Below are 25,013 nucleotides of genomic sequence, written 5' to 3'. Positions count from 1 at the left end.
CATAATTGAAAACTATAAGCTCCTATCATATAATGTTAGTTAAGAACTTGTAAGATGGGAGCTTTTTATGCCAATTACTCTAGATAAAAAATTACCAGCAGTCGATATCCTTCGTTCAGAAAATATTTTTGTCATGGATGATGTTCGGGCGACTCACCAGGATATTCGGCCGATGAATGTTCTCATTCTTAATCTGATGCCGACCAAGGTTGCGACAGAAACCCAGCTCTTACGGCTCCTTGCCAACACGCCCTTGCAGATCAATGTAGATTTCCTCTATATGGCGAGCCATGAATCCAAGAATACAGCGGCAGAGCATTTGGAGAGCTTCTATAAGACTTTTGAGGATATTAAGGATAATTACTATGATGGCTTGATTGTGACAGGGGCGCCTGTCGAAAAGATGGACTTTGAGGAAGTAGACTACTGGGAAGAATTGACCCAGGTCTTTGAATGGTCTAAGCGTCATGTCTTTTCGACCTTGCACCTTTGTTGGGGAGCCCAGGCTGGACTGTACCACCGTTACGGGATTCAAAAAGTAGAGCTCTGTGACAAGCTATCTGGTATCTATGACCAAGCAGTGGTGCGTCCCGAAAGTCTGCTCATGAGAGGATTTGACGATCGCTTCCTTGCCCCTCATTCCCGCTATACAGATATTCCTTTGAAGGAAGTCCTTGAAAAGAGCAACCTTCAAGTGATCGCTCAAGGGAATGAAGTTGGGCTTTCCATCATTGCCAGTCCAGACATGCGTGAGGTCTATAGCTTTGGCCATCTGGAGTATGATCGCGATACGCTGGCAAAAGAATACCACCGAGATGTCAAGGCGGGTTTGGATCCGGACGTTCCCAAGAATTACTTTGATTGCGATGACACTAATACAGAGCCTCGCATTCGTTGGAATCTAGCTGCGACGACCTTCTTTAGTAATTGGATCAACTATGCGGTTTATCAAGAAACACCTTACCGCTTGGAAGAATTGGAAAAAGATATTTCATTTTATGGTTACCTATAAAGGGGAATTATGACATATTCACAAGCATTTAAGTATGGCAACTTGGTTCTTCCAAGTGCCTTGCTTTTTCATTATCATGAATTGTTTGACCAAGCAGATGACTACTTGGTTTGGCAGTTTTTCTTCCTTCAAAATACGACTGGTCAAGAGGCTTTGACACCTAATCAGATTGCTAGTCATCTAGGAAAAACAGTGACAGAGGTCAATCGGATTATGTCCAATTTGACCACCAAGGGACTCCTTCAATACCGGACTATTGAGCTCAATGGTGAGATTGAAGCCATCTTTGATGCGACCATTGCCCTGGAGCGCTTGGATGAGATTTTAGAAGCCCAGACACAAGGGAAGGCACAAAGCGCGCCTGCGAAGGGAAATGTCATCAAGGACTTGGTGGAAACCTTCCAACAAGAACTGGGACGACTCTTGACACCTTTTGAGATTGAAGACCTGACCAAGACCGTGCGCGAAGATCAGACAGATCCAGATGTGATCAAGGCAGCCCTACGAGAAGCTGTCTTTAACGGCAAGCCTCACTGGAAATATATCCAAGCCATTTTGCGAAACTGGCGCAGTGAAGGCATCAACAGCCTGGCCCAAGTAGAGGCGAAACTGCAAGAGCGTGAACAGGCTAATCCACGCAATGTGACAGTTTCAGATGATTTCTTGAAGGCCATGGATTTGTGGAAGGATTAAGAGGAGACGATTGATCAATTGAAATGGGGAGATAAAAACAGACGCAGACGATTTAGATGGCTCTATCCGACTATGTTAGTGGTCGGATTGTTTTTATTGTTTGGCATGATCAGCTTTTACTACGTACGGACCAACCTATTAACATCGGGCCTGTACCCAGTAGAAGAGACTCTACTAGAGGCTGGCTATACCAAAACGAAGACAGGATTTCGTAAAAAAGATGCCAATGTAATCATTGACATCCAGTGGAACGCAAAAACAAAGGTATTTGATAAAAATCATTATCGCTTTAAAGCCCATCAAGAGACAACTTTCTGGAAGAAAACCTATGTGGATAAGGAAACACTTGAACGTTTGACCAATGGCCAGCTGTCTAACCAATATGGTTTCGTGCAGTACACCAAGGTTAATAAGAAAGATTGGCTAAGGGTGTCTCCAAGACTAATAGCCCACGCTGGAGGGACGGTCCGGGAGAAGGAGTACAATACGAAGTATACCAATTCCTTAGAGGCTTTACGGCAAAATTACAATCTCGGCCATCGCTTGTTTGAAATGGATTTTAATTTGACTAGTGACAAGAAATTAGCTGCAGTTCATGATTGGCACCATTTTGGAAACAAAGATGATGTCGCACCTTCTTCTAAGGAATGGAAGAAATTTCAGGGTTATGGTTCCCCAGAAACACCAAGTCGCTTTACGACCATGTTAATAGGGGATGTGTTTGATCAAATGATAATTAATCGAGATATGGTGTTGGTGACAGATATCAAATCGATGGAAATCCCTAAGGAAGATAGGATTACACAATTTAAAGAACTTGTTTCAGAAGCAAATAAGCGAGACAAAGAACTATTGGATCGTGTGATTCCACAAATTTATTATCAGGATATGTTCGGAGAAATCGAATCTATTTATCCTTTCAAGCACGTGATCTATACCCTCTACGCCTCACCAGATAGTGGAGAAGAAGTGCTGGATTTTATCGCCAAGCACAAGGAAATCGAGGCGGTGACCGTCCCTATCGACGATTCTCGCTTAACTCCTAAGTTTATCAAACAGGTACATAAACTTGGAAAACGGGTCTATGTTCATACCATTCAAACCTATGAGAGCCTAACTAAGTATGCTGCGATCAATGTTGATGGCTTTTACACTGGTTTATTGACTCCACAGGATATGGCCGTGTATGAATCCGTTTCAAAATAGAAAAAGACTAGCACTTTATAAAAGTGCTAGTTTTTGCATTTATAGATAGTCTGCGTAGGCTTTTTTTAGTCTTCTAAGGAGTTCTTGTTTTTCCTCGTCACTGGCAAAGGAAGCCTGGATGGCATCGACATTGTGCTGGTAAAAGTCAGTTTCCTTGGTTTGGAAATGCTGATGGTAGAGGGCATATTCCTTGGTGAGGTCGGTATCAGATACAGTCCGGTTATCGGTATTGATACTGATCCGAGCACCGGCTGCCTTCATCTTCAAATAAGGGAAATCTTCTATAGTCGGCGCTGCTTTTGTCTGTAGGTTGCTGGTCAAGCAGAGTTCACCAGTGACCCCATTTTCAATAAAGGATTGGAGTAAGGCTGGTTCATGAGATAGAGCTGTCACGTGGCCATTGCGTTTGATGCCAAATGCAATCGATTGGGCAACAAAGTGTGGGCAATGACACTCACCTGCGTGAAGCGTCATGGGCCGATGGTAACTCTTGACTTGCTCGATTAAAGGTCGAATATCTTCTGGAGAGTAGTTGTGCTCATCACCGGCAAAGTCAAAACCAACAAAATCCTGATCACTAACTTGGGTGGCTTCTGCAAGAATGCGAGATGTGACTTCTTGATCTGACTGGCGCATGCCACAGACCAAGGCTTTTGCAACAATGCCAAATTCCTCCTGGGCTTGGCGTAAACCATGACAGACAGCATCGATGGTTTCTGGGACGGTAAGCCCTTGATCCATGGACAATTCTGGGGCAAAACGAACCTCAATGTAGACGACGTTTTCGAGAGCAGCTTGCTTGGCCACATCGTAAGCAGCAAGCGTCAAGGCTTCCTTGGTTTGAAGAAGGGGTCGAATGTAGTCAAAGGCTTCCAAATAGTCCAAAAGATTCTCACAGTGGGCAGGCGCAGTGACATGGTGCTTGAGCTCCTCATCACTAGTAGGTAGGTCAATATTGGCCATGGCTGCCAGCTGGCGAATGATTGGAAGCGACAAGGAACCGTCTAAGTGACAGTGAAGTTCTGTCTTTGCCAAACTATGAAAATCGATCGTGGACATGGTTTTCTCCTTAAAATTGTATTTTTTCTATACTATCATTTTGACAAAAAAAGTCAAGTAGCCTTCGCGTAGCAGATCTTTGAAAGGGAGGCCGATATTTGATATGCTAGGAGTAGCGAAATAAAGGAGAAGAAAGATGTCAGACTATCAATTACCAGAAGTATGGGAAGCACCGAGCCAAATGGGAGGAGCCTGGGGTGGCTTGAACCAACCAACAGCAGGTGCCCGCTTTGAACAAACTCTTCCAAAAGGGGAACAACCTTTCCAACTCTATACCCTTCCAACACCCAATGGGATCAAGGCTACCATTATGCTTGAAGAACTCAAAGAGCTGGGAGTGGATGCAGGCTATGACGCTTATCGTATCAAGATTGGTGAGGGAGATCAGTTTGGTAGTGACTTTGTAGCCATCAATCCAAACTCGAAAATTCCAGCCATGTTGGATCAATCAGGCGATCAAGCCATTCGTGTCTTTGAATCGGCGAATATCCTCCTGTATCTAGCGGAGAAATTTGGCAAATTAATCCCGACTGATCCAGCTAAACGGACAGAAGTGCTCAACTGGCTTTTCTGGCAGACGGGTGCAGCACCTTTCCTAGGAGGAGGCTTTGGTCATTTCTTCCACTATGCACCTGAGAAAATCGAGTATGCCATCAACCGTTTTGCCATGGAAGCCAAACGTCAATTGGACTTACTGGACAAGGAGCTTGCCACTAAACCTTATATCGCAGGGGATGACTACACCATTGCAGATATTGCCATCTGGTCTTGGTATGGCCGTCTAGCCCAAGACAAGATCTGGGACTGTGCAGGGATTTTCCTAAATGTGAAGGAATACAAGCATTTGCAGGCTTGGACTGAGAAAATTGCCAATCGCCCAGCAGTGAAACGTGGCTTGGAAGTAGACTATAAGGAAATTGACTAAAGTCTAAGCATAGATAATTCAATTGTATTGAGATTTTCTTTAGGTGAGTTCGGACGTCAGCGAACTTCGTAGAAGTTCCATGACTAAATCAAGATACAAAGGGAGTCTGCGGATAAAGTCAAAATAGGAATTTTGACGAAGAATTTCTGGATTCTAGGAAAACTTATCTTTTTGACACGAGCCGCAGCCCGTGTTCAATTCGTTTTGAACCCCTTCGCTTTTCAATTTTTAGGCTCAGGCTAAAACAGTTCCCCGAACTGTTTTACTTTCAAAACTCCCGAGTGCATGAAACAAAAAGTTTCATGCACTTTTCTCACTGCAGAAAACTCAATACGTATTTTTGGGCTCCAAAAATAAGAGATTTCTCGACTTATATAGCTAGCTAGAACAATTTAGCAACAATTTGATAAGGCGCCGTCGCGCCTTTTTTTAATGGTGCAAACATGGTATACTAAAGGGTGGAATAAAAGTTTAGAAAGTAGCACATGGAATTTACAAAATTATCAAATCGCTTGGACTTGGTGGCTAGCTTCGTCCCAGCTGGAGCGCGTCTGTTGGACGTGGGGAGTGACCATGCCTATCTCCCAATCGCCCTTTTACAGGAAGGCAAGATTGAGGCTGCCATTGCAGGGGAAGTGGTAGAAGGGCCCTATCAGTCTGCCCTTCAAAATGTTGCGGATAATGGCTTAGAAGACAAGATTGAGGTCCGCTTGGCCAATGGTTTGGCTGCCTTTGAACCAACAGATTGCATTTCCTGTATCACTATTGCCGGCATGGGAGGACGCTTGATTGCAGATATTCTAGCGGCAGGTCTTGAGAAATTAGCTGGTGTCTCTCGCTTGGTCCTGCAACCCAATAATCGAGAGGATGAACTGCGGGCTTGGTTAGTCGACCATGATTTCCGCATTGTCGATGAAGCTATCTTGGAAGAAAATGAGAAGTTCTATGAAATTCTCGTAGTGGAACACGGTTCTCAAGAGTTGACAGCCAAAGAACTACGCTTTGGTCCCCATTTGATGCGGGAACAAGCCCCAGCCTTTGTCCAAAAGTGGTCCAAGGAAGTGGATAAATTAGCCTTTGCCTTGGAGCAGGTCCCAGTTGAGAATCAATCTGCCAGAGCATCGTTAGAAGAACGCATCGCTCACATCAAGGAGGTTCTACATGTTAGCTAGTGAAGTCATCAAACGCTATGAAGCCTACTGTCCTCAGGAGCTTTCCATGGAGGGAGATGTCCGTGGCCTACAGGTCGGTACCCTGCAAAAAGACATCAAGAAGGTCATGGTTGCCTTAGATATCCGCGAGCAGACGGTGGCTGAAGCCATCGCTCATGGAGTGGACTTGATTATCGTCAAGCACGCGCCGATTTTCCGTCCTATTAAGGATTTGGTTGCCGATCGCGCCCAAAATCAAATCTATATCGATTTGATCAAGCATGATATCGCAGTCTATGTCAGCCATACCAATATTGACATTGTCCCAGATGGCCTCAACGATTGGTTCTGCCAGCTATTGGACATTGAAAATACAGAGCCCCTCAGTATAACAGGGGAAGGGCTCGGAATCGGTCGCATCGGTCGGGTACCCGCTCAAACCTTTGGCCAGTTGGCTCACAAGGTCAAAGAAACCTTCGGCTTAGATGCTTTGCGCTTGGTCAGTTATGACCAGGCTGATTTGGAACGGGTCATTGAGCGCGTCGCCATTTGTGGAGGAAGTGGCCAGTCCTTTTACAAGGATGCTCTCGCCAAGGGAGCAGAGGTCTATATCACAGGAGATATTTACTACCACACGGCTCAGGACATGCTGAGCGATGGGCTCTTGGCCTTGGATCCAGGACACCATATCGAAGTTCTTTTTGTGTCAAAATTAGTAGAAAAGCTCAATCAGTGGAAGGCTGAGGAAGCCTGGGAGATTGAAGTGATTGGCAGTCAAGCCAGCACCAATCCTTTTTACCATATCTAAGGGGTCATGATGAAAGTTGCCATTATTGGAGCAGGGATCGTGGGATCTACTGCAGCCTATTATTTATCCAAAGAAGCACAAGTGGATGTGACCGTCTATGACCATGGAGTCGGCCAAGCAACTAAGGCAGCGGCAGGCATTATTAGCCCTTGGTTTTCTAAACGGCGGAATAAGGCCTGGTATCGCCTGGCTCGTCTGGGAGCTGATTTCTACCAAGAATTGGTAGAAGACCTGGCTAAGGACGGAATTAAAACAGATTTTTACCAGCAGACCGGCGTCTATCTCCTCAAGAAAAATGAGGAAAAATTAGACGAACTATATCAGTTGGCGCTGAGCCGTCGGGAGGAATCTCCCTTGATTGGAGACTTGGCGATCTTGAACAAAGAAGAAGTAACCCAGCAATTCCCAGGTCTGCAAGGCTTTGAGAAGCTTCTCTATGCATCAGGTGGAGCTCATGTGGAGGGAGCCCTTCTCACGGAAACCCTTCTTCAGGCAAGTGGCGCAAGAGTCATCAAGGAAGAGGTTGCTCTCTCAGTCTCAAGTGATGGTTATCAGATTGCAGGAGAATGCTATGACCAAGTCATCCTAGCAACAGGAGCCTGGTTGGGTCAGATGCTCGAGTCGCTTGGCTACCAAGTTGATGTCCGTCCGCAAAAGGGGCAACTGCGGGATTATCAGCTAGACCTAGATACTGCTGATTATCCGGTGGTCATGCCTGAAGGAGAGCTGGATATCATTCCCTTCCAAAATGGCAAAATCAGTATGGGAGCCACCCATGAAAATGAGATGGGCTTTGACCTGACAGTGGATCAGGCTCTGCTGAATCAGATGGAAACAGAAGCTCTGTCTTACTATCCAGAACTAGCTCAAGCGGAAGTTATCGGGGAGCGCGTTGGAACTCGTGCCTACACCAGTGATTTTTCACCATTTTGGGGAGCTGTTCCTGATCGAGCAGGCCTCTATGTCGCTAGTGGACTTGGTTCGTCTGGCCTCACAACAGGTCCACTCATTGGTTGGCACCTAGCCCAACTAGTGGTAGGAGGAAACCTGCGCTTAGATCCAGCGGATTATCCAGTTGAACAATATGTGACGAAGAGAGTGGGACAAAAGTCCTAGCCTCTCAATTTTCTTTGGATTGTCGGGTCAGCCATCGTCTTTTTCTTCAAGCATATTAGTCGCAAGTTACTGGACATCATGATGGGATTTGCGGCAGGGGTTATGATCGCGGCTTCTTTTTGGTCGCTCTTACAACCCTCGATTGAGTATGCGGAAAACTCCTATGGGAGCCTGGCTTGGTTGCCGGCGGCGATTGGTTTTCTAGCTGGAGGTTTTTTTCTCCGCTTAATCGACGCCATCGTCCCTCACCTTCATATGACGAAGGAGATTGAAGAAGCTGAGAGTATCCATACGCCGCGGGAGAAGAAGTTGTCTAAAACAACCCTCCTCTTTCTCGCCATTACCATTCACAATTTCCCAGAAGGCTTGGCAGTCGGAGTGGCCTTTGGAGCTCTGGCTAGCAATCCAAGTCCAGAAGCCTTTATCGGTGCGGTTGGCTTAGCCATCGGGATTGGTTTGCAAAATATCCCAGAAGGGGCAGCTCTTTCCATTCCAATCCGGACAGATGGGAAATCCCGTCTCAACGCCTTTTATTGGGGCTCCATGTCCGCTATCGTCGAGCCCATCGGAGCCCTTCTAGGAGCAGTAGCGGTCCTATCTATGACAGCCATCTTGCCTTACGCCCTCTCCTTTGCGGCAGGTGCGATGATCTTTGTGGTGGTTGAAGAGTTGATTCCAGATTCGCAGACCAATGGCAATACAGACGTAGCGACCCTGGGCCTCATGGTTGGCTTTGTCATTATGATGATCCTAGACGTCGCTTTGGGATAAGGAACATCACCTTGTATCATAGATGCAAGGTGACTTTTTTATATAAACATGATAAAATAAGAGTAATGACTACGTAGAAAGGCCTAACATTATGAAAGGTATTATTTTAGCAGGGGGCTCAGGAACTCGCTTGTATCCATTGACACGTGCCGCTTCCAAACAGTTGATGCCCATTTATGACAAACCAATGATCTACTATCCGCTGTCAACCCTTATGTTGGCAGGGATCAAAGAAATCCTGATCATCTCGACTCCTCAAGACCTTCCTCGTTTTGAAGAGCTTCTTGGAGATGGCTCTGAGCTAGGAATTTCTCTCTCTTATGCAGAGCAACCAAGTCCAGATGGTTTGGCGCAAGCCTTCATCATTGGAGAAGACTTTATCGGTGACGATCATGTTGCCCTCATCCTTGGGGACAATATCTTCCACGGAAATGGTTTAACCAAGATGTTGCAACGGGCAGAAGCGAAAGAAAAAGGAGCGACTGTCTTTGGTTACCAAGTTAAAGATCCAGAACGCTTTGGTGTGGTAGAGTTTGACGCGGATATGAACGCTATCTCTATCGAAGAAAAGCCAGAACATCCAAAATCCAACTTTGCAGTGACAGGACTTTACTTCTATGACAATGATGTGGTAGAAATTGCCAAAAACATCAAACCAAGCCCTCGTGGAGAGCTTGAAATCACTGATGTTAATAAGGCTTATTTGGAGCGTGGAGATCTCTCTGTTGAGCTCATGGGCCGTGGTTTTGCCTGGTTGGATACAGGAACTCACGAAAGCCTCTTGCAAGCATCTCAATATATCGAAACTGTTCAACGCTTGCAAAATGTCCAAGTGGCTAACCTTGAGGAAATTGCCTATCGCATGGGTTATATCAACAAAGAACAAGTCCATGAATTAGCGCAATCACTGAAGAAAAACGAATACGGACAATATTTGCTCCGTTTGATTGGAGAAGCTTAATGACAGAACAATTTTTCGAAAAAGAATTAGCAGCCCGCAAAATTGAAGCTATCCCAGGCTTGATGGAGTTTGATATTCCAGTGCGCGGGGATAACCGTGGTTGGTTTAAAGAAAACTTCCAAAAAGAGAAAATGCTTCCTCTTGGCTTCCCTGAAAGCTTTTTTGCAGAAGGTAAGTTGCAAAACAATATTTCATTCTCTCGTAAGAATGTTTTGCGTGGCTTGCATGCAGAGCCTTGGGACAAGTACATCTCTGTAGCAGATGAAGGCAAGGTTCTTGGAACTTGGGTAGACCTTCGTGAAGGCGATAGCTTTGGGAATACCTACCAAACCGTGATCGATGCTTCAAAAGGCATCTTCGTCCCTCGTGGTGTTGCCAATGGGTTCCAAGTTTTGACAGACAAAGTTGCTTATACATACTTAGTCAATGACTACTGGGCACTGGAACTCAAACCAAAATATGCTTTTGTCAACTATGCAGATCCAAGCCTAGATATCCAATGGGAAAACTTGGAAGAAGCAGAAGTCTCAGAAGCAGACAAGAATCACCCACTGCTCAAAGACGTTAAACCACTAAGAGCAGAAGATTTGTAAAAATGAACCTTGCATAGCAGTATCGCGACTGCAAGGAGCGTTATAAGATTGTTCCTGCCCTAGTGGAAACAAGTTTGCCGTAGGGAATCTTGTAGGGAAATTCGGAGACTACGGCTCCGAATTTAGCCATGAAACCGAAGGGTTGCTGGCGTCCCTCACTAGCTAAAGAAACAATCAAAACTAAAAACTATTTGGAGAAAAAATGTCAGAATATAAACATATCATCGTAACCGGTGGAGCTGGTTTCATCGGTTCAAACTTCGTACACTATGTCTACAACAACCATCCAGACGTGCATGTGACTGTCCTTGATAAACTTACTTATGCTGGAAACCGTGCCAATATCGAAGAAATCCTTGGAGATCGTGTTGAGTTGGTGGTGGGAGACATCGCTGATGCTGAATTAGTTGACAAATTGGCTGCCAAGGCTGATGCTATTGTTCACTATGCGGCTGAAAGCCACAATGACAATTCCCTCAAAGACCCATCTCCATTTATCTACACAAACTTTGTTGGAACTTATACACTATTGGAAGCGGCTCGTAAATACGACATTCGTTTCCACCACGTGTCAACAGACGAAGTGTATGGAGACCTTCCATTGCGCGAAGATCTTCCTGGACATGGGGAAGGTCCTGGTGAAAAATTCACTGCTGAAACCAAATACAACCCATCATCACCTTATTCATCAACCAAGGCTGCTTCAGACTTGATTGTGAAAGCTTGGGTACGTTCCTTTGGTGTCAAAGCAACGATTTCAAACTGTTCAAACAACTACGGGCCATACCAACACATCGAAAAATTCATCCCACGTCAAATCACCAATATCTTGTCTGGCATCAAGCCAAAACTTTATGGTGAAGGGAAGAACGTCCGTGACTGGATCCACACCAACGACCACTCAACTGGTGTTTGGGCTATCCTCACTAAAGGCCGTATCGGTGAAACTTACTTGATCGGTGCTGACGGTGAAAAGAACAACAAGGAAGTGCTTGAATTGATCCTTGAAAAAATGGGTCAACCAAAAGACGCCTACGACCGTGTAACAGACCGTGCTGGTCATGATTTGCGCTACGCCATCGATTCAACAAAATTGCGTGAAGAATTGGGTTGGGAACCACAATTCACAAACTTCGAAGCAGGTTTGGAAGATACCATCAAGTGGTACACAGACCACCAAGACTGGTGGAAAGCTGAAAAAGAAGCTGTAGAAGCCAACTACGCGAAAACACAAAAAGTTTTGAAATAATGAAGAAGGTCCAAGTGGAAAATCGCTTGGACTTTTTCAGATATTTTTCTGAAAATGACGAAATTAACCATGGATTTGTGGTATAATATGCTTAGTTTTTATGATGAATCAATAAGGGGGATATGATGAATCAAAACGATTGGGTTGAATACTTTGAAGCGATCAATGGTCGCAAGCCAAGTATGCAAGAATTTCAAGAAGCGCGTGAAAAAGGGGAGTTTGTCGTAGAGCGAAAAGAAGCGCCGACTCCAACAACTGAGGCACCAGCTCCAGCAGCTGAAGCGCAGGCTCCTGCTCAGGAAGCACCTGTTGCACCTAGCGCACCTCTTTCACAAGAGCAGACAGCTGTTGTCCAACCGCAGCCATCGGTGAAAACCTTGCAACCTGTGCCAAGACCGAAAAAATTGACATTTTCTTTCAATAAACAACCCCAAATTGGGGCCGCAGTTGCGGGACTTGTCGCAGTGATTTCCTTTGCTTGGTTCTTCTTCTTTTCAGGTGGACCAAGTCTAGATGGTGTTTGGTTGAGAAATACGGATTCAAGTCCGGTCACTTATGAACTAAGTGGAAAGAAACAAAAAGTCAATGGTGGCGAGACCATCAAAAAGGTTCTCAAGGGCAATGAAGCGAAAAAAGAATTTAATACAGCACTTTCTTTGTTAAATGCAACGGACTTGCATTCACTTGCGGATGTCGATAAGAAATTTAACCTGAAGACGACAGAAATAGTTGTTATTAAGTCTGGTGGAAACACACGCTATAACTTGCTCCAAAAAGACGGAAGCAATATTATTTTAAGAAATGATTTATTCGACTTGAAAACTTATAAATCATACGAAGGAAACTTTGAAGAAAATTTGGTCTATCACAAGGTTGAAACACCAAAGGCCATGGTTGGAAAATGGAAGAATGTGACAGAAGGAGATAATACAACTGTTCAGATTTCAGATCACGGAATTATTAGTGATAAGTATTACGATAGCAAGGCTTACGCATTCTATTCTCTAGCTGATTCAGAAAAGTATGATGGAGACACGACTTCTAAAGAAGAGATCGAACACACATTTGAAGTCATTCAAGAAGCGGTGAAATCAGAAGGCTATCAAGTGAAGAGCGCTAAGGAAGTCTATATACAAGCTAATTCAAATTATTGTTTCGTACCTGTCAACGGTGGAAAAAATATACTCGTCTTACGTGGTGGTAATGAATTTGCCGCAAAATTAGAAAAAGTGAAATAATGAAAGAACCGTAAGGTCCTTTTAGAACGTAGACAAACCCTACCAGCAATAGAAACATTGCCATTTTGTAGGTTGGGTACCATATAGTGAAAACTCTTAGGAATGCTGATATCGCGCTATTCTTAAGAGTTTTTACTTTCTCTATTTTTAAAAAAGACTGAAGAAAATTGTCCAAAATGGACTTTTTCTTCAGTCTGAAAGGACTGCAAGGTCCTTTTTATTTGAGAAAGAAAAGTTTCCCAAGTAAGATTCTAAGGAGAGATATGGTTAGGATTCTTTTTTGAGTTGTTGGTTTCGATATTGTCTAGGAGTCAAGTGAAAATGCTGTTTGAATTGTCGATTGAAGTTTGAGAGGTTAGTAAAGCCGACCTGGCTTGCTATTTCTTGAACACTTTGATTAGTTTGAACGAGTTTTTCACAAGCTTTCTCTAACCGCATTCTTATGAGATAATCCATACAGCTTGTCCCAGTGTGTTGTTTGAATATATTCATAAAATGATTTTTGCTATATCCAAATGTTGTAGCAAGATGATCAATTTGAATGGGCTCTGCATAGTGTTGCTCAAGATAACCAATCATTTCTTTTAATTTCTGATATTTTTGATACGTATCATCTGTATAGTGTCGATTGACATACCTGTACTTAAAGAGAAGATAGAAAAATTCATAGAGTTTAGACTTTAATAGGAGGTCGTAGTAAATACTCTGTTCTTCAAGGATAGAAAAGAGAGAAAAAAGACAATCGCGAATTGGTTCATAAGCATGATCGTCTGGCGAAATCCGAGGAGTGAGATAAAAATGTCCAGAGTATATTGGTTGAATATAGCGTTGGCTAAAACTGTCTATTTGATTCCTACCTAGGAAATCTAGATGGATGCGAAAAACTGTAGAAATTTGTTCTTGATTTTCAATAGCGTAGATAGCATGAGGAGATGTTGGCTGAATCAGAAAAATATCGCCTTCATGACTTTCAAAGCGCTCAGAATTGATATACAAGGTAGCAGTTCCTTTTTTGACATAGATTATCTCAAGTTCAGGATGCCAATGATAAATGGTATCAGCTGATTGCTTAGATAAGATTTGTTTTTCAAAATCGTAGGGGAAATCAGATGGGTTATCTCGTAAAAGTCGTGAATATTGAGCCATGATAAATCCTCCCGATAAACTATTTCTAATTTTATTATATCAAAAAAACTTCCTTATATAGGAAGTTCTCTTTTTTAGCCTTTCTTCTTCATATATAGAAGGTTGAGAAGGAGCCCAACAACTGCTAAAGCGATAGCGACGTAGAATGCAGCACTGTAATTTCCATTGTTGGCTGCTGCCATTTGAACCGCAACTTTAGGTGCAAAAAATGCAGCTAAAGAGTATCCTGTAAAGACGATGCCGTAGTTGACCCCCTGATTTGTAGGTCCGTAGTTCTCCATGACAATGGAAGGGAAGACTCCCATAACACCACCGAAGCAGATACCAAGTCCGAGGATTCCTAGAGTGAAACCAAGTTGTCCAGGGATAATTGTTAAAGAGAAGAGTGCCAATACGATGACTGAATAGATAATCAATAAAGTCTGAGAACGACCAATTTTATCAGAGAGTGATCCCCAGATAAAGCGACCACTAGAGTTCGCGATTGAATAAAGAGAAACATAGAGAGCTGCTGTTCCAGCTGAAAGGCCAAACATTGATTGACCAATTGGGGATGCCTGAGAGGCAATCATTAAACCAGAGAAAGCACCGACAAAGAACATGCTGATAATAATGTAAAATAGCGGACTTTGTAGCATTTCTTTCCAGTTTTTATTAGCAGGTCCTTGTTTAGTTTGTACTGGAGCTTTCCAACCTGCAGGTTGGTAACCACTTGGGGCTGCTTTGATGAAGAAAATTGCACAGATAATAACAACAATATAGACTAGTCCGATTGTTCGAAAAGCAAAGAAGGCATCTTGTTTTTGAATGAGACTACTTGCAACTGGTGATGCGATAACTGCAGCAAACCCCATACCTCCTGTTAGAATCCCAGAAGCTAAGCCTCGTTTATCCGGGAAGAGGCGAAGAGAATTTGAGAGGGCTCCTGAATAGGCAAATCCTTGACCGAGACCTGCCATCAAACCATAGGTCAGATAGAGCATGGCTGGTGAACTAGCATAACCAGTTAGATAAAAGCCGCTAGCAAAGAGAAGGGCCCCAAGGGCGATTGTCCATTTTACATATCCCTTGTCTACCAAATAACCTCCGAGAATCATGGGGATCGGTCCGATTGCTGAGTTAATTGCAAATGCGAGCATGATTTCGGACATTGACCAACCTGTTGAAGAACTTAGAGGCCCAGCGAAAACGGAAAAAGAATAGACAGCTCCTGTACAGAGGAGAATAGCAGTTGATGCAGCTAAAACTTGCCAACGTTTGAATGTCTCTTTCATAAGAAAAACCTCCATTAACTTAATACATATTTTCACAAAGACTATAACATAGTTAAAAATGAGGGTCAATACTTTCTCAAAAAATATTGTTAATTTTTTCACTAATCTATACTAAACTAAGATAAACTGATAGAATAACACAATCTTTTAGGGCTGTTGATTTACAAGATAGGTCAAAGTTGTATAATGATATTAAAGATATGAAATCAAACAAATAAAGGGGGTAGCAAGATGAAACTAGTTGCTATCGTTGGAACAAATTCTGACCGCTCAACCAATCGGAAACTCTTAAAATTTATGCAAAAACATTTTTCAGATAAAGCTGACATTGAGGTATTGGAAATCAAACAATTGCCAGCATTTAACGAACCTGAGGACAAGCTAGCACCTGCCGAAGTTCAAGCTTTTTCAGAAAAAATCCTTGCTGCAGATGGTGTGATTATCTCAACACCTGAGTATGACCACACCATACCGGCACCCCTGTCTTCAGCCTTGGAATGGATTGCCTACACTAGTCGCGCTTTGATTAACAAACCAACGATGATTGTCGGAGCTTCTCTTGGATTGCTTGGAACATCTAGAGCCCAAGCGCACTTGCGTCAGATTCTTGATGCACCTGAACTGAAAGCAAGAGTGATGCCAGGGACAGAATTTCTCCTAGGTCATTCTGAACAAGTATTGGATGATGACAATCATTTGAACAATCCTGAAAAAGTTGCAGAGTTGGAAGAACATTTTTCAGAGTTCCAAAATTTTGTTGAACTCACAAAAGCATTGGTCAAACCAGAAGATACAAAACGTAAGAAATCATTCATCTGGGAAGAATGGTTAAAAGCATAAGCGTCTCAAGAAAGGAGTACAATCCATGAAATTAGTAGCTATTGTTGGTACCAATGCCAAACAATCTTATAACCGTAGTTTGTTGCAATTTATGCAAAGACATTTTGCAACCAAAGCGGATATTGAGATTTTAGAAATTACCGATGTACCGATGTTCAATGAAACCGATGATCAAACAGATACACCTGTTATTCAAAAATTTAACCAAGCGATTTCGGAAGCAGACGGTGTGATTATTTCGACACCTGAACACAATCATACGATTCCATCAAGCTTGAATAGCTTGATCGAGTGGTTGTCTTTTAACATCCATCCACTAGATGGAAAACCAACCATGATTGTAGGGGCTTCTTATGATGTTCAAGGTTCTTCACGTGCCCAACTTCATCTTCGTCAGATTTTGGATGCACCTGGTGTAAATGCAACAGTTATGCCAGGAAGTGAATTCTTACTTGGCCGAGCTCATCGAGCATTTGATGCAAATGGGGATTTGGTTGATGAACGAACCGTCGATTTCTTAGATAGTTGTTTCTATCGTTTCCTTCGCTTTGTATCTGTTGCAAACCAACTAAATCTTCCTGAAGAAATTCGATTTGAGCCAGGAACTTATCACGTTACAACTGAAGGACATAATGGTAAATTGCCAATGGACGTCACAGTTTCTGAGGACCGTATTGAAAAAATTGAAATTGATTCTTCTGGAGAATCTTCAGGAATCGCAGATGTTGTTTTCACTCGTATTCCAGCAGAAATCATTGAGGGACAAACTTTAAATGTTGATGCGGTGTCAGGTGCTTCTGTAACTTCAAATGGTGTCTTGGACGGAGTTGCACGTGCGGTCAAACAAGCCGGTGCAAATCCAGATGTTTTACGGAAACGTTCCAAAGCACCATCTGCCCTAGATAAAGAAGATAAAACTTATCAGGCCGACGTTGTCATTGTCGGAGGTGGAGGAGCCGGTTTAGCTGCAGCTGCTGCAGTCCTACAAGCTGGTAAGAAGCCAATTGTTGTAGAGAAATTCCCAGCAATTGGAGGAAATACTGTTCGTGCGGGTGGTCCAATGAATGCACCAGATCCAGCATGGCAAGGGACCTTCGAAGCTCATCCAGGTGAGGCAAACACTCTTCAAGAATTGATTGCGATAGATGAATCAACTATTGACCCAGAATATTTAGAAGACTTTAGAGCCTTGAAAGTTGAGGTTGAGCAGTATTTGCAGGATCCAAGCTATTTGTTTGATTCTACCTTACTTTACCGTATCCAAACCTATATCGGTGGAAAACGAAAAGATTTACAAGGACATGAAATTCATGGTCAATATGATTTAGTTTCTGTATTGACCGAACGAGCCCTTGAGTCTGTTCGCTGGTTGGAAGACATCGGTGTTGAATTTGTTCGTAGTGAAGTCACAATGCCAGTTGGAGCTCTTTGGCGTCGTGGTCATAAGCCGGTTCAACCCATGGGTTATGCCTTTATCTCGGTTCTACAAAAATATGTTCTAGAAAATGGAGGCAAGATCTTGACGGACTCTCCAGTTAAAGAATTGCTTGTAGAAGAAGGGACTGTCAAGGGTGTTAGAGCAGAAGGCCGAAACGGTCAAACCATCCTCGTTCATGCAGATGCTGTTGTTTTAGCTTCTGGAGGATTTGGTGCCAATACTAAGATGCTACAAAAATACAATACCTACTGGACCGAAATTGCGGATGATATTGCTACCTCTAATACACCAGCTGTAACAGGGGATGGAATCCTCTTAGGTCAAAGTGTAGGTGCAGATCTAGTGGGGATGGGCTTTAGTCAAATGATGCCGGTATCTGATCCAGTGACAGGTGCTCTCTTCTCAGGACTTCAAGTTCCTCCAGCTAATTTCATCATGGTAAATACTGAAGGGAAGCGATTTGTAGATGAGTACGGTAGCCGAGACAAGCTATCTCAAGCAGCGATTGATAATGGAGGCTTGTTCTACTTGATTGCAGATGATCGCATCAAGGCAACAGCCTATAATACTAGCCAAGAAAAAATCGATGCCCAAGTCAAAGCAGGCACTCTATACCGTGCAGATACGATAGAAGAGTTGGCTGTTCAGATTGGCATGGATCCACAGGTTTTAGCAGATACAATCAAAAAGTACAATTCTTATGTGGATGCGGGATTTGACCCTGAATTTAACAAGGGTAGTTTTGATCTCAAGTGTGAGGTCGCACCGTTCTACGCAACACCAAGAAAACCAGCTGTTCACCATACAATGGGTGGTCTCAAGATTGATACTTCAACACATGTTTTGAATGAAAAAGGTCAGATTATTCCTGGTTTGTATGCTGCCGGAGAAGTTGCAGGAGGACTTCACGCAGGTAACCGTCTAGGAGGAAATTCGCTTACGGATATCTTTACTTTTGGACGGATTGCAGGTCAAACAGCTGTTAAAGAAAATTGTTAGTAGTGGATTTAAAATCTTAGCTAACTTTAAGTCTGTTCATGTATCTTGTCATCATTAAATGAAGATCTCTTATTACTCTTCGAAAATCTCACCATACTTCGTTAAATTCGACTTACCTAACTTTAGTTATGTTTGCGTCGCTCTGCCTAGTCTGATTTCGATTTTCATTGAGTAACCTTCATTTAATGAAATCCTAAAACTTTTTTCATCATAATCTCCTAATGAAGTCACCAAATTCGGTGACTTTTTATTTGAAAAAAACATCAAAAAGAGAGCAAAAAATACTCTTTTTGTACGATACTGTAATTGAAATTTTTAAAAATTTTGGTGTTAGAACTGTCGCCTCAGTCCTAGCACTTTTTCTTTGTCGTATTCTTGGTGTGAGGTGTGAGGATTTTTTAATGCCGGCACTTTCATATGAACTAGGGCAAAGCCCTATTAATGACCGCGGAATTCTATTGTTCACCTTTATTTTAAACCACACTTTCTTTTCTTTCATGAGTTAGCAGGCTGAGGCTGCTTAGAGTTTTTGTTTCCAAACTTCTTACTGAAAAACTATTCATGTCTAGGCAAAAATATGGTAAAATGGATAAGATGTGTCTGAGATGTCTATTATATCTCAGGCGACTACAGGTAATGGAGTAGAAAATGCAAAATAGACCTATTATTATTGGTGTTACTGGTGGTTCTGGTGGTGGAAAGACCAGTGTGTCTCGTGCCATTTTGGCTAATTTCCCGAATGAAAAGATTGCCATGATTGAGCATGATTCTTATTACAAGGACCAGAGTCATTTGACCTTTGAGGAGCGGATCAAGACCAACTATGACCATCCTTTTGCCTTTGATACGGACTTGATGATTGCGCAGATCAATGAACTCTTGGAGGGTCGTCCGGTGGATATCCCAACTTATGACTATGCGGAACATACGCGCAGCAGCAAGACCTATCGTCAGGAACCACAGGATGTCTTCATCGTGGAAGGGATCTTAGTCCTTGAAGACAAGCGCCTTCGGGACTTGATGGACATCAAGATTTTTGTCGATACAGATGATGATGTGCGGATCATTCGCCGGATCAAGCGCGATATGGAGGAGCGTGGCCGGAGTCTTGATAGTGTCATTGAGCAATACCTTGGTGTGGTAAAACCGATGTACCACCAGTTCATCGAGCCAACCAAGCGTTATGCGGACGTGATCATTCCTGAGGGCGTGACCAACACAGTTGCGATTGACTTGATCACAACCAAGATTGAAAAAATCCTCAACGGAGCGCGTGAAGGAAAATAAAAATAGGGAGAAAGAGGGAAATCGATCTCCAATCCAATAACAATAGTTGGAATTACGGAATGTCGCAGTAGTTGGTGAGGCTCGTCATTCGCCTAAAAGCTCGAAAGAGTTCTCAATCAATGTTGCGGGGGTGGTACGAGAAATGGTTTTTAACATTCTGTACCACTCCCTCTTTTTCCTAGGGAGAATGGAAATGAAAAGGGAGTTTCATTCGCGGACCAAGGCGTTCGCTTGTTTATTGACCATGTGTGCTGGTTTTTCAGATGCTTATACCTTTATCTGTCGGGGTGGAACCTTGGCGGCAGGCCAGACGGGAAATGTGGTCTTTTTATCGGTCGGCTTGATTGGGCAACAGATCTCAGATGTAGAAGTAAAGTTAGCGACCATGTTGGCCTTTATGCTGGGAATCTTTTTGATGACGGTTTTGCGTCGCTTGATTGACAATTCAGTCTGGCGCCTCAGTACCTTGGTGCCATTTATCCTCACGACCTTGGTGACGGGATTTTTGCCAGCATCGGTAAAAAATGTCTTCATCGTGCCTTTTTTTGGCTTGAGTTTGGGAATCGTAGCGACCTCTTTTGGAGAAGTGGATGGCTACGCCTATAATCATTCCTTCATGACGGGAAATCTCAAGAAAACCATGGTGGCTTATGGGAATTTTGTCAGAGAAAAGGAGAAGAAATTCCTCTGGGAAGCCATTTTTATGACCTGCTTGATCGGGAGTTTCGTCTTTGGGGCCATTTTTTCGACCTATTTGATCCAGTTTTATGGATTAGAGACCATCTGGCTTGTGTCCATCATCTTGACTATCTTTTTAATCTATCGTGCCATTCAGTATTTTGAGGTCTTTCACTTCAATCGGCGAGGCGACATGAATAGATAAAATCATTTTTAGAAGAATGAGTTAAATGATTCTGCAAAGAAATAAAACTGAGATTTCATTTTTAAAATGAATCAAGAATATATTGAAACTTTCCGCCGTGAGAAAAGTGCTAGAAACACGATTGTTTCTAGCACTCGGAATTATTGAGACCTTAGGCTCAATAATTAGTCATGGAACTTCTTTGAAGTTCGCTGACGTCCGTTCTCACCTAAGGAAAGTTTTTAAGATAACTTTATCTATATTCCAGAGGCTGGGACAAAAATCCTAGCCTCTCAATTATTTTTGGATTGTCGAGCAAGACGCAGTGGTTGAGTGGGCTCTACTACGCTGATTTCATCAGCTTTTACAGCCCTACTCAACTGTGCGGAGGTGGGACGACGAAATCGAATTCTAACGAATTACCGATTTCTGTCCCACTCTCTTTTCTTTCGTTGTTTGAAGCTTAATTTTTGAGCAAAGATTTGGTATAATGAAAGGTATGAAACATTCGGAAAAAGAATCACAATACCAGCTCTTGCTGGCTCAATTAGATGCTCTCTTAATGGGAGAAACCAATGCCTTGGCTAATCTTTCCAATGCCAGTGCTCTCTTAAATCAAGCCCTGCCTCGTTCGGTCTTTGCGGGTTTTTATTTGTATGATCAAACGGAATTGATCTTGGGACCTTTTCAGGGAGGTGTTTCTTGTGTCCATATCGCTCTTGGAAAGGGTGTCTGTGGAGAAGCAGCTCAAAAGCGGGAAACCATGATTGTCGATGATGTGCGCCAACATGCTAATTATATTTCCTGTGATAGCCGGGCTATGAGTGAGATTGTGGTGCCTATGGTCAAGGACGGTCAGCTCCTTGGGGTTTTAGATCTAGATTCAGAGTGTGTCTCTGACTATGATCAGCTGGATCAGGAGTATTTGGAAAAGTTTGTCGCTCTTTTGATCGATAAGACAAACTGGGACTTTAAGATGTTTGGAGTTAAGAACTAATGTATCAAGCTTTATATCGGAAATACCGTAGCCAGACCTTTGGCCAATTGGTCGGCCAGCAAGTGGTGGCACGGACATTGAGACAGGCAGTGGAGCAGGAGAAGATCAGCCATGCCTATCTCTTTTCGGGTCCTCGTGGTACTGGGAAAACCAGTGTGGCCAAGATCTTTGCTAAGGCTATGAACTGTCCTAATCAAGTCAATGGGGAGCCTTGTAATGACTGCTATATCTGTGAATCCATTACCAATGGGAGCCTAGAAGATGTTATCGAGATCGACGCGGCGTCTAACAATGGGGTCGATGAAATTCGGGATATTCGCGACAAGTCTACCTATGCTCCGAGTCTAGCCAAGCACAAGGTCTACATTATTGATGAGGTCCATATGCTCTCAACAGGGGCCTTTAATGCCTTGTTGAAGACGCTGGAAGAGCCAACGGAAAACGTGGTCTTTATCCTCGCAACAACGGAGTTACACAAGATTCCTGCGACCATTCTGTCACGGGTGCAACGCTTTGAATTCAAATCCATCAAACTACCGGATATCGTTCACCATTTGGAAAGCATCTTAGCTACTGAAGGCATTGCCTATGAAGCAGATGCTGTGCAGATCATCGCTCGACGCGCTGAAGGTGGGATGCGGGATGCCTTGTCCATTTTGGACCAAGCCCTGAGTCTGACTGCGGGTAGTGAGTTGACGACAGCGATCGCTGAAGAGATTACTGGGTCCATCAGTCTAGCTGCGCTCGATCAGTACGTGGCTGCCATCCTGGCTCATGATGCGACAGCTGCGCTGGATCAGCTGGCGATTATCTTTGATAACGGGAAGAATATGGCCCGTTTCGTCACGGACTTACTTCAATACCTGAGAGATCTCTTGATTGTTCAGACAGGCGGAGAAAATACTCACGCTAGTGACTTGTTTGCGGCCAATCTTGAAGCTGATCAAGCCCGTCTTTTTGCCCTGATTGACCAGGCGACGACCAGTCTAGCGGATATCAAAAATAGTCTGCAACCGCGTATCTATACTGAAATGATGACCATTAAATTGGCTGAAAGCACAGGCCAAGTTTCTAACTCAGCTGCTGTGGAGGTTCCTTCCAATGTGCTAGCTCAGCTGGAAGATTTGAAGAAGGAAGTCGCGCAGCTCAAGCAACAGTTAGCGCAAGCAGGTAGCAGTCTTCCTGTCTCAAAACCAGCAGTAGCTCGTCCAACCAAGTCGAGCAAGGGCTACCGGGCGGATCGAAACAAGGTCAACGCGATTTTGCAAGAGGCGGTCGAAAACCCAGAGTTGGCACGGACCAACTTGATCCGTCTTCAGAATGCTTGGGGGGAAATCATCGAGAGCTTGGCAGGTGCGGATAAGGCTCTCTTAATCGGATCCCAGCCAGTAGCTGCCAATGAAAATCACGCTATTTTAGCCTTTGAGTCTGCCTTTAATGCTGAACAGACCATGAAGCGGGACAACCTCAATACCATGTTTGGAAATATCCTCAGCAATGCTGCGGGCTTCTCGCCAGAAATTTTAGCGGTTTCGATGGAAGAATGGACCCAAATCCGGGCAGAGTTTTCGGCTAAGGCGCGTGGGCAAAAAGCCGAAGTGGTAGAAGGAGAGGAAAGCGTCATCCCTGAGGAATTTCACTTTTTATCCGATAAAATCACCCTGCAAGACGATTAATACATGAATTTTTTACCGAATCATGATAAAATAATTTTATGAATAGAAAACAATTTGCAGTGATAGCAGTTTTTACTGCTATGGAGACTTATTTTTTCAATGAAGCGACTATGGCGGGTCAAATGCTCTTTGCATGTTTTTGGGCCCTCTTGATCTTGCGCAATCTCCAGATGGCCTATATGGTGGAGAAGATTGCTAGTGCGATTGAAAAAGAAATTAAGAAGAAAAGAAAATAAAACCTTTGAAAAGAAATCCTTTTTCAAAGGTTTTTTTCTATGTCGATAGATAAAGTGACTCTGAACAACTGCTTACTTTTCCTAGATTTTTCTAGGAAACTTTTTCTATTTCATAAACATTTCACATTTCTTTTCTATAATAACTATAACAAATGATGAAAGCGTCCACATTGCATTGCCGTGGACCTTGAAATGGAGGGTGAGATCATGCTCTTACAACAGGCAATCGCCTATATTTCTAGAAAAAGAACGAGGAATCTGGTCCTCTTTCTGATTCTGCTCTTAATCCTCTCTTGCTTGTATTTCTGTTTTTCACTGATGCAAGTAGGAGGAAGGCTGGAGGAACATATCAAACAGTCGGCTGGGACCAGTTTTGCTCTGACCAGTAAGCAGGGGGCTACTCCCTTTGCGCTGAAGGAGGCTGAAAAGGTGAAAGAGCTTTCTGGGGTGGGAGCCATGGTTCCCCAATATGAAAGTCCCGTTCGCGTTCTTGGAAAAGAAGCGGTGACGGGGCAGCAGTCGGTGGAGCGAGACGATTTGGGGCAGGAAGCCAAGCAAGCACTAGGCGCGGTCTTCACTCAGAAGACAGACCAGCACTTGGATTTTCGAAGTGGCAGTTTCCAACTGGTGCAAGGCAAGTACTTATCCGACAAGGCTCGTGGCCATATCTTGATTCACGAAGAGTTGGCTAAGAAGAACAAGCTAAAGGTCGGAGATTCCTTGACCTTATCCAGCTTTCAGATGGGAGAGACTCCAGCCAAAGAGCAAACCTTTAAAATCGTTGGGATCTTTTCGGGTAAGAAACAGGAAAAATTCACAGGAATGACCTCTGATTTGAGTGAAAACCAAGTCTACCTCCCTTATGAGGATGCAACTAAGCTCCTAGGTCTCAGTCAGCAAGAAGTGACCCAGGTCACCTTTGGCGTCAAAGATCCTGAGAAAATCGATGCCCTCTTGAAGCAAGTTAAAAGCTTGGATCTGGATTGGCAATCGCTACGCGTGGTCGAAGATCGCAAGGCCTTTGATCAGATGAAGGAATCCTCTCAGACACTAGAAGGGCTGGTACGAATCATGATGATCGTCCTCCTAGTGACAGGAGCAGGAGCGCTTTCGCTCTTACTCAGTCTCTGGACACGGGAGCGAATCCACGAAATCGGGGTGCTCTTATCCATTGGGAAGAGCAAGGGACGGATCTTTGGACAGTTCCTCTTGGAAGTGGTGCTGGTATCCTTACTAGCGGTGCTCCCAGCCTTTCTCATCGGGCGGATGGTCAGCCATCGTTTCTTAGAGCAGTTTGTCGGACAGACTGGTCAACAGCAGACCCTAGACTTGCTCAAGCAAATCCCTCAAGGCCTTTCCTTAGGAATCGCCTATGCTAGCCTCTTGTGCTTGATCCTTCTGTCGCTCGGTGTAACGACCAGCATGATCTGGCGCAAGACCCCAAAAGAAATATTAACAAAAATGAGTTAAGGAGAA

23 protein-coding genes are annotated in these 25,013 nt (G+C 43.6%); 20 read left to right on the top strand and 3 right to left on the bottom strand.

Translation table 11 applies throughout. From position 1 onward, the window contains the following. Positions 1-67 precede the first annotated feature (67 nt). The 3 genes from metA to PCY07_RS02595 are packed head-to-tail and all read left to right on the top strand — an operon-like array spanning position 68 to position 2,911. A complete protein-coding gene (metA, locus tag PCY07_RS02605; protein ID WP_301356502.1) occupies positions 68-1,012 on the top strand; it encodes a homoserine O-succinyltransferase in 945 nt (314 codons plus the stop codon). Between the two features lie 9 nt (positions 1,013-1,021). Continuing rightward, entirely contained in the window at positions 1,022-1,705 is a 684-nt protein-coding gene (locus PCY07_RS02600) for a DnaD domain-containing protein (protein WP_003002696.1), read from the top strand. An 18-nt stretch (positions 1,706-1,723) separates the two neighbouring features. Then, positions 1,724-2,911 carry a glycerophosphodiester phosphodiesterase family protein gene (locus PCY07_RS02595; protein ID WP_195227643.1) on the top strand — a complete coding sequence of 396 codons (1,188 nt, stop codon included), beginning with the start codon at positions 1,724-1,726 and terminating at the stop codon, positions 2,909-2,911. Between the two features lie 39 nt (positions 2,912-2,950). On the opposite strand, the gene add is transcribed toward PCY07_RS02595, so the two are convergent. Continuing rightward, the gene (gene add, locus PCY07_RS02590; RefSeq protein ID WP_301356501.1) at positions 2,951-3,970 is read right to left on the bottom strand and encodes an adenosine deaminase; all 1,020 of its coding nucleotides are present in this window, start codon (positions 3,968-3,970) and stop codon (positions 2,951-2,953) included. A gap of 136 nt (positions 3,971-4,106) precedes the next feature. On the opposite strand from add, the gene yghU reads away from it, so the two are divergent. The 9 genes from yghU to PCY07_RS02545 all read left to right on the top strand — a co-directional run bounded on the left by yghU (position 4,107) and on the right by PCY07_RS02545 (position 12,782). Then, entirely contained in the window at positions 4,107-4,895 is a 789-nt protein-coding gene (gene yghU / locus PCY07_RS02585) for a glutathione-dependent disulfide-bond oxidoreductase (protein WP_301356500.1), read from the top strand. Between the two features lie 485 nt (positions 4,896-5,380). Continuing rightward, the gene (locus tag PCY07_RS02580) at positions 5,381-6,067 is read left to right on the top strand and encodes a tRNA (adenine(22)-N(1))-methyltransferase TrmK (protein WP_301356499.1); all 687 of its coding nucleotides are present in this window, start codon (positions 5,381-5,383) and stop codon (positions 6,065-6,067) included. Then, complete coding sequence (locus tag PCY07_RS02575; RefSeq protein WP_301356498.1) at positions 6,057-6,854, top strand: Nif3-like dinuclear metal center hexameric protein; 798 nt, start codon at positions 6,057-6,059, stop codon at positions 6,852-6,854. The genes PCY07_RS02580 and PCY07_RS02575 overlap by 11 nt, the downstream gene beginning before the upstream one ends. Before the next feature lie 9 nt (positions 6,855-6,863). Next, a complete protein-coding gene (locus PCY07_RS02570; RefSeq protein ID WP_301356497.1) occupies positions 6,864-7,970 on the top strand; it encodes an FAD-binding oxidoreductase in 1,107 nt (368 codons plus the stop codon). Positions 7,971-7,988: 18 nt separating this feature from the next. Further along, positions 7,989-8,741: a ZIP family metal transporter gene (locus PCY07_RS02565; RefSeq protein ID WP_301356515.1), complete on the top strand. Its 753-nt coding sequence runs from the start codon at positions 7,989-7,991 to the stop codon at positions 8,739-8,741. A 91-nt stretch (positions 8,742-8,832) separates the two neighbouring features. Continuing rightward, positions 8,833-9,702 (top strand): glucose-1-phosphate thymidylyltransferase RfbA, encoded by an 870-nt coding sequence (rfbA, locus tag PCY07_RS02560; protein WP_003016930.1) that lies wholly within the window; start codon positions 8,833-8,835, stop codon positions 9,700-9,702. Beyond that, the gene (locus PCY07_RS02555; RefSeq protein ID WP_013903799.1) at positions 9,702-10,295 is read left to right on the top strand and encodes a dTDP-4-dehydrorhamnose 3,5-epimerase family protein; all 594 of its coding nucleotides are present in this window, start codon (positions 9,702-9,704) and stop codon (positions 10,293-10,295) included. Before rfbA ends, PCY07_RS02555 begins: the two co-directional genes overlap by 1 nt. A 202-nt stretch (positions 10,296-10,497) precedes the next feature. Beyond that, positions 10,498-11,544: a dTDP-glucose 4,6-dehydratase gene (rfbB, locus tag PCY07_RS02550; RefSeq protein ID WP_003002700.1), complete on the top strand. Its 1,047-nt coding sequence runs from the start codon at positions 10,498-10,500 to the stop codon at positions 11,542-11,544. Positions 11,545-11,669: 125 nt separating this feature from the next. Further along, positions 11,670-12,782 carry a hypothetical protein gene (locus tag PCY07_RS02545; protein WP_301356496.1) on the top strand — a complete coding sequence of 371 codons (1,113 nt, stop codon included), beginning with the start codon at positions 11,670-11,672 and terminating at the stop codon, positions 12,780-12,782. Positions 12,783-13,049: 267 nt separating this feature from the next. On the opposite strand, the gene PCY07_RS02540 is transcribed toward PCY07_RS02545, so the two are convergent. Further along, positions 13,050-13,928 (bottom strand): AraC family transcriptional regulator, encoded by an 879-nt coding sequence (locus PCY07_RS02540; protein ID WP_301356495.1) that lies wholly within the window; start codon positions 13,926-13,928, stop codon positions 13,050-13,052. A gap of 74 nt (positions 13,929-14,002) precedes the next feature. Next, positions 14,003-15,202 (bottom strand): OFA family MFS transporter, encoded by a 1,200-nt coding sequence (locus tag PCY07_RS02535; RefSeq protein ID WP_049488817.1) that lies wholly within the window; start codon positions 15,200-15,202, stop codon positions 14,003-14,005. A 231-nt stretch (positions 15,203-15,433) separates the two neighbouring features. Here PCY07_RS02535 and PCY07_RS02530 point away from each other — a divergent pair, with 231 nt between their 5' ends. The 8 genes from PCY07_RS02530 to PCY07_RS02495 all read left to right on the top strand — a co-directional run bounded on the left by PCY07_RS02530 (position 15,434) and on the right by PCY07_RS02495 (position 25,007). Next, positions 15,434-16,042: an NADPH-dependent FMN reductase gene (locus PCY07_RS02530; RefSeq protein WP_061604897.1), complete on the top strand. Its 609-nt coding sequence runs from the start codon at positions 15,434-15,436 to the stop codon at positions 16,040-16,042. 25 nt (positions 16,043-16,067) lie between these two features. Beyond that, positions 16,068-18,479 (top strand): flavocytochrome c, encoded by a 2,412-nt coding sequence (locus PCY07_RS02525; protein WP_049488813.1) that lies wholly within the window; start codon positions 16,068-16,070, stop codon positions 18,477-18,479. 648 nt (positions 18,480-19,127) lie between these two features. Then, positions 19,128-19,766, top strand: a complete 639-nt coding sequence (udk, locus tag PCY07_RS02520) for a uridine kinase (RefSeq protein WP_003014641.1) — start codon at positions 19,128-19,130, stop codon at positions 19,764-19,766. Between the two features lie 193 nt (positions 19,767-19,959). Then, positions 19,960-20,649: a YoaK family protein gene (locus PCY07_RS02515; protein WP_041826372.1), complete on the top strand. Its 690-nt coding sequence runs from the start codon at positions 19,960-19,962 to the stop codon at positions 20,647-20,649. A 478-nt stretch (positions 20,650-21,127) separates the two neighbouring features. Then, positions 21,128-21,625 carry a GAF domain-containing protein gene (locus tag PCY07_RS02510; RefSeq protein ID WP_301356027.1) on the top strand — a complete coding sequence of 166 codons (498 nt, stop codon included), beginning with the start codon at positions 21,128-21,130 and terminating at the stop codon, positions 21,623-21,625. After that, on the top strand, positions 21,625-23,301 hold the full coding sequence (gene dnaX, locus PCY07_RS02505) for a DNA polymerase III subunit gamma/tau (RefSeq protein WP_301356025.1): 1,677 nt from the start codon (positions 21,625-21,627) through the stop codon (positions 23,299-23,301). The genes PCY07_RS02510 and dnaX overlap by 1 nt, the downstream gene beginning before the upstream one ends. 38 nt (positions 23,302-23,339) lie before the next feature. After that, positions 23,340-23,537 carry a DUF3272 family protein gene (locus PCY07_RS02500; RefSeq protein WP_014713547.1) on the top strand — a complete coding sequence of 66 codons (198 nt, stop codon included), beginning with the start codon at positions 23,340-23,342 and terminating at the stop codon, positions 23,535-23,537. A gap of 207 nt (positions 23,538-23,744) precedes the next feature. Then, the gene (locus tag PCY07_RS02495; RefSeq protein WP_301356023.1) at positions 23,745-25,007 is read left to right on the top strand and encodes an ABC transporter permease; all 1,263 of its coding nucleotides are present in this window, start codon (positions 23,745-23,747) and stop codon (positions 25,005-25,007) included. Positions 25,008-25,013: the final 6 nt, after the last annotated feature.

Source organism: Streptococcus sp. SP1 (genome assembly GCF_030440005.1).
GTDB lineage: Bacteria > Bacillota > Bacilli > Lactobacillales > Streptococcaceae > Streptococcus > Streptococcus parasanguinis.
Note: the sequence above shows the minus strand (reverse complement) of the source record. Positions and strands in the feature narration are given on the sequence as shown.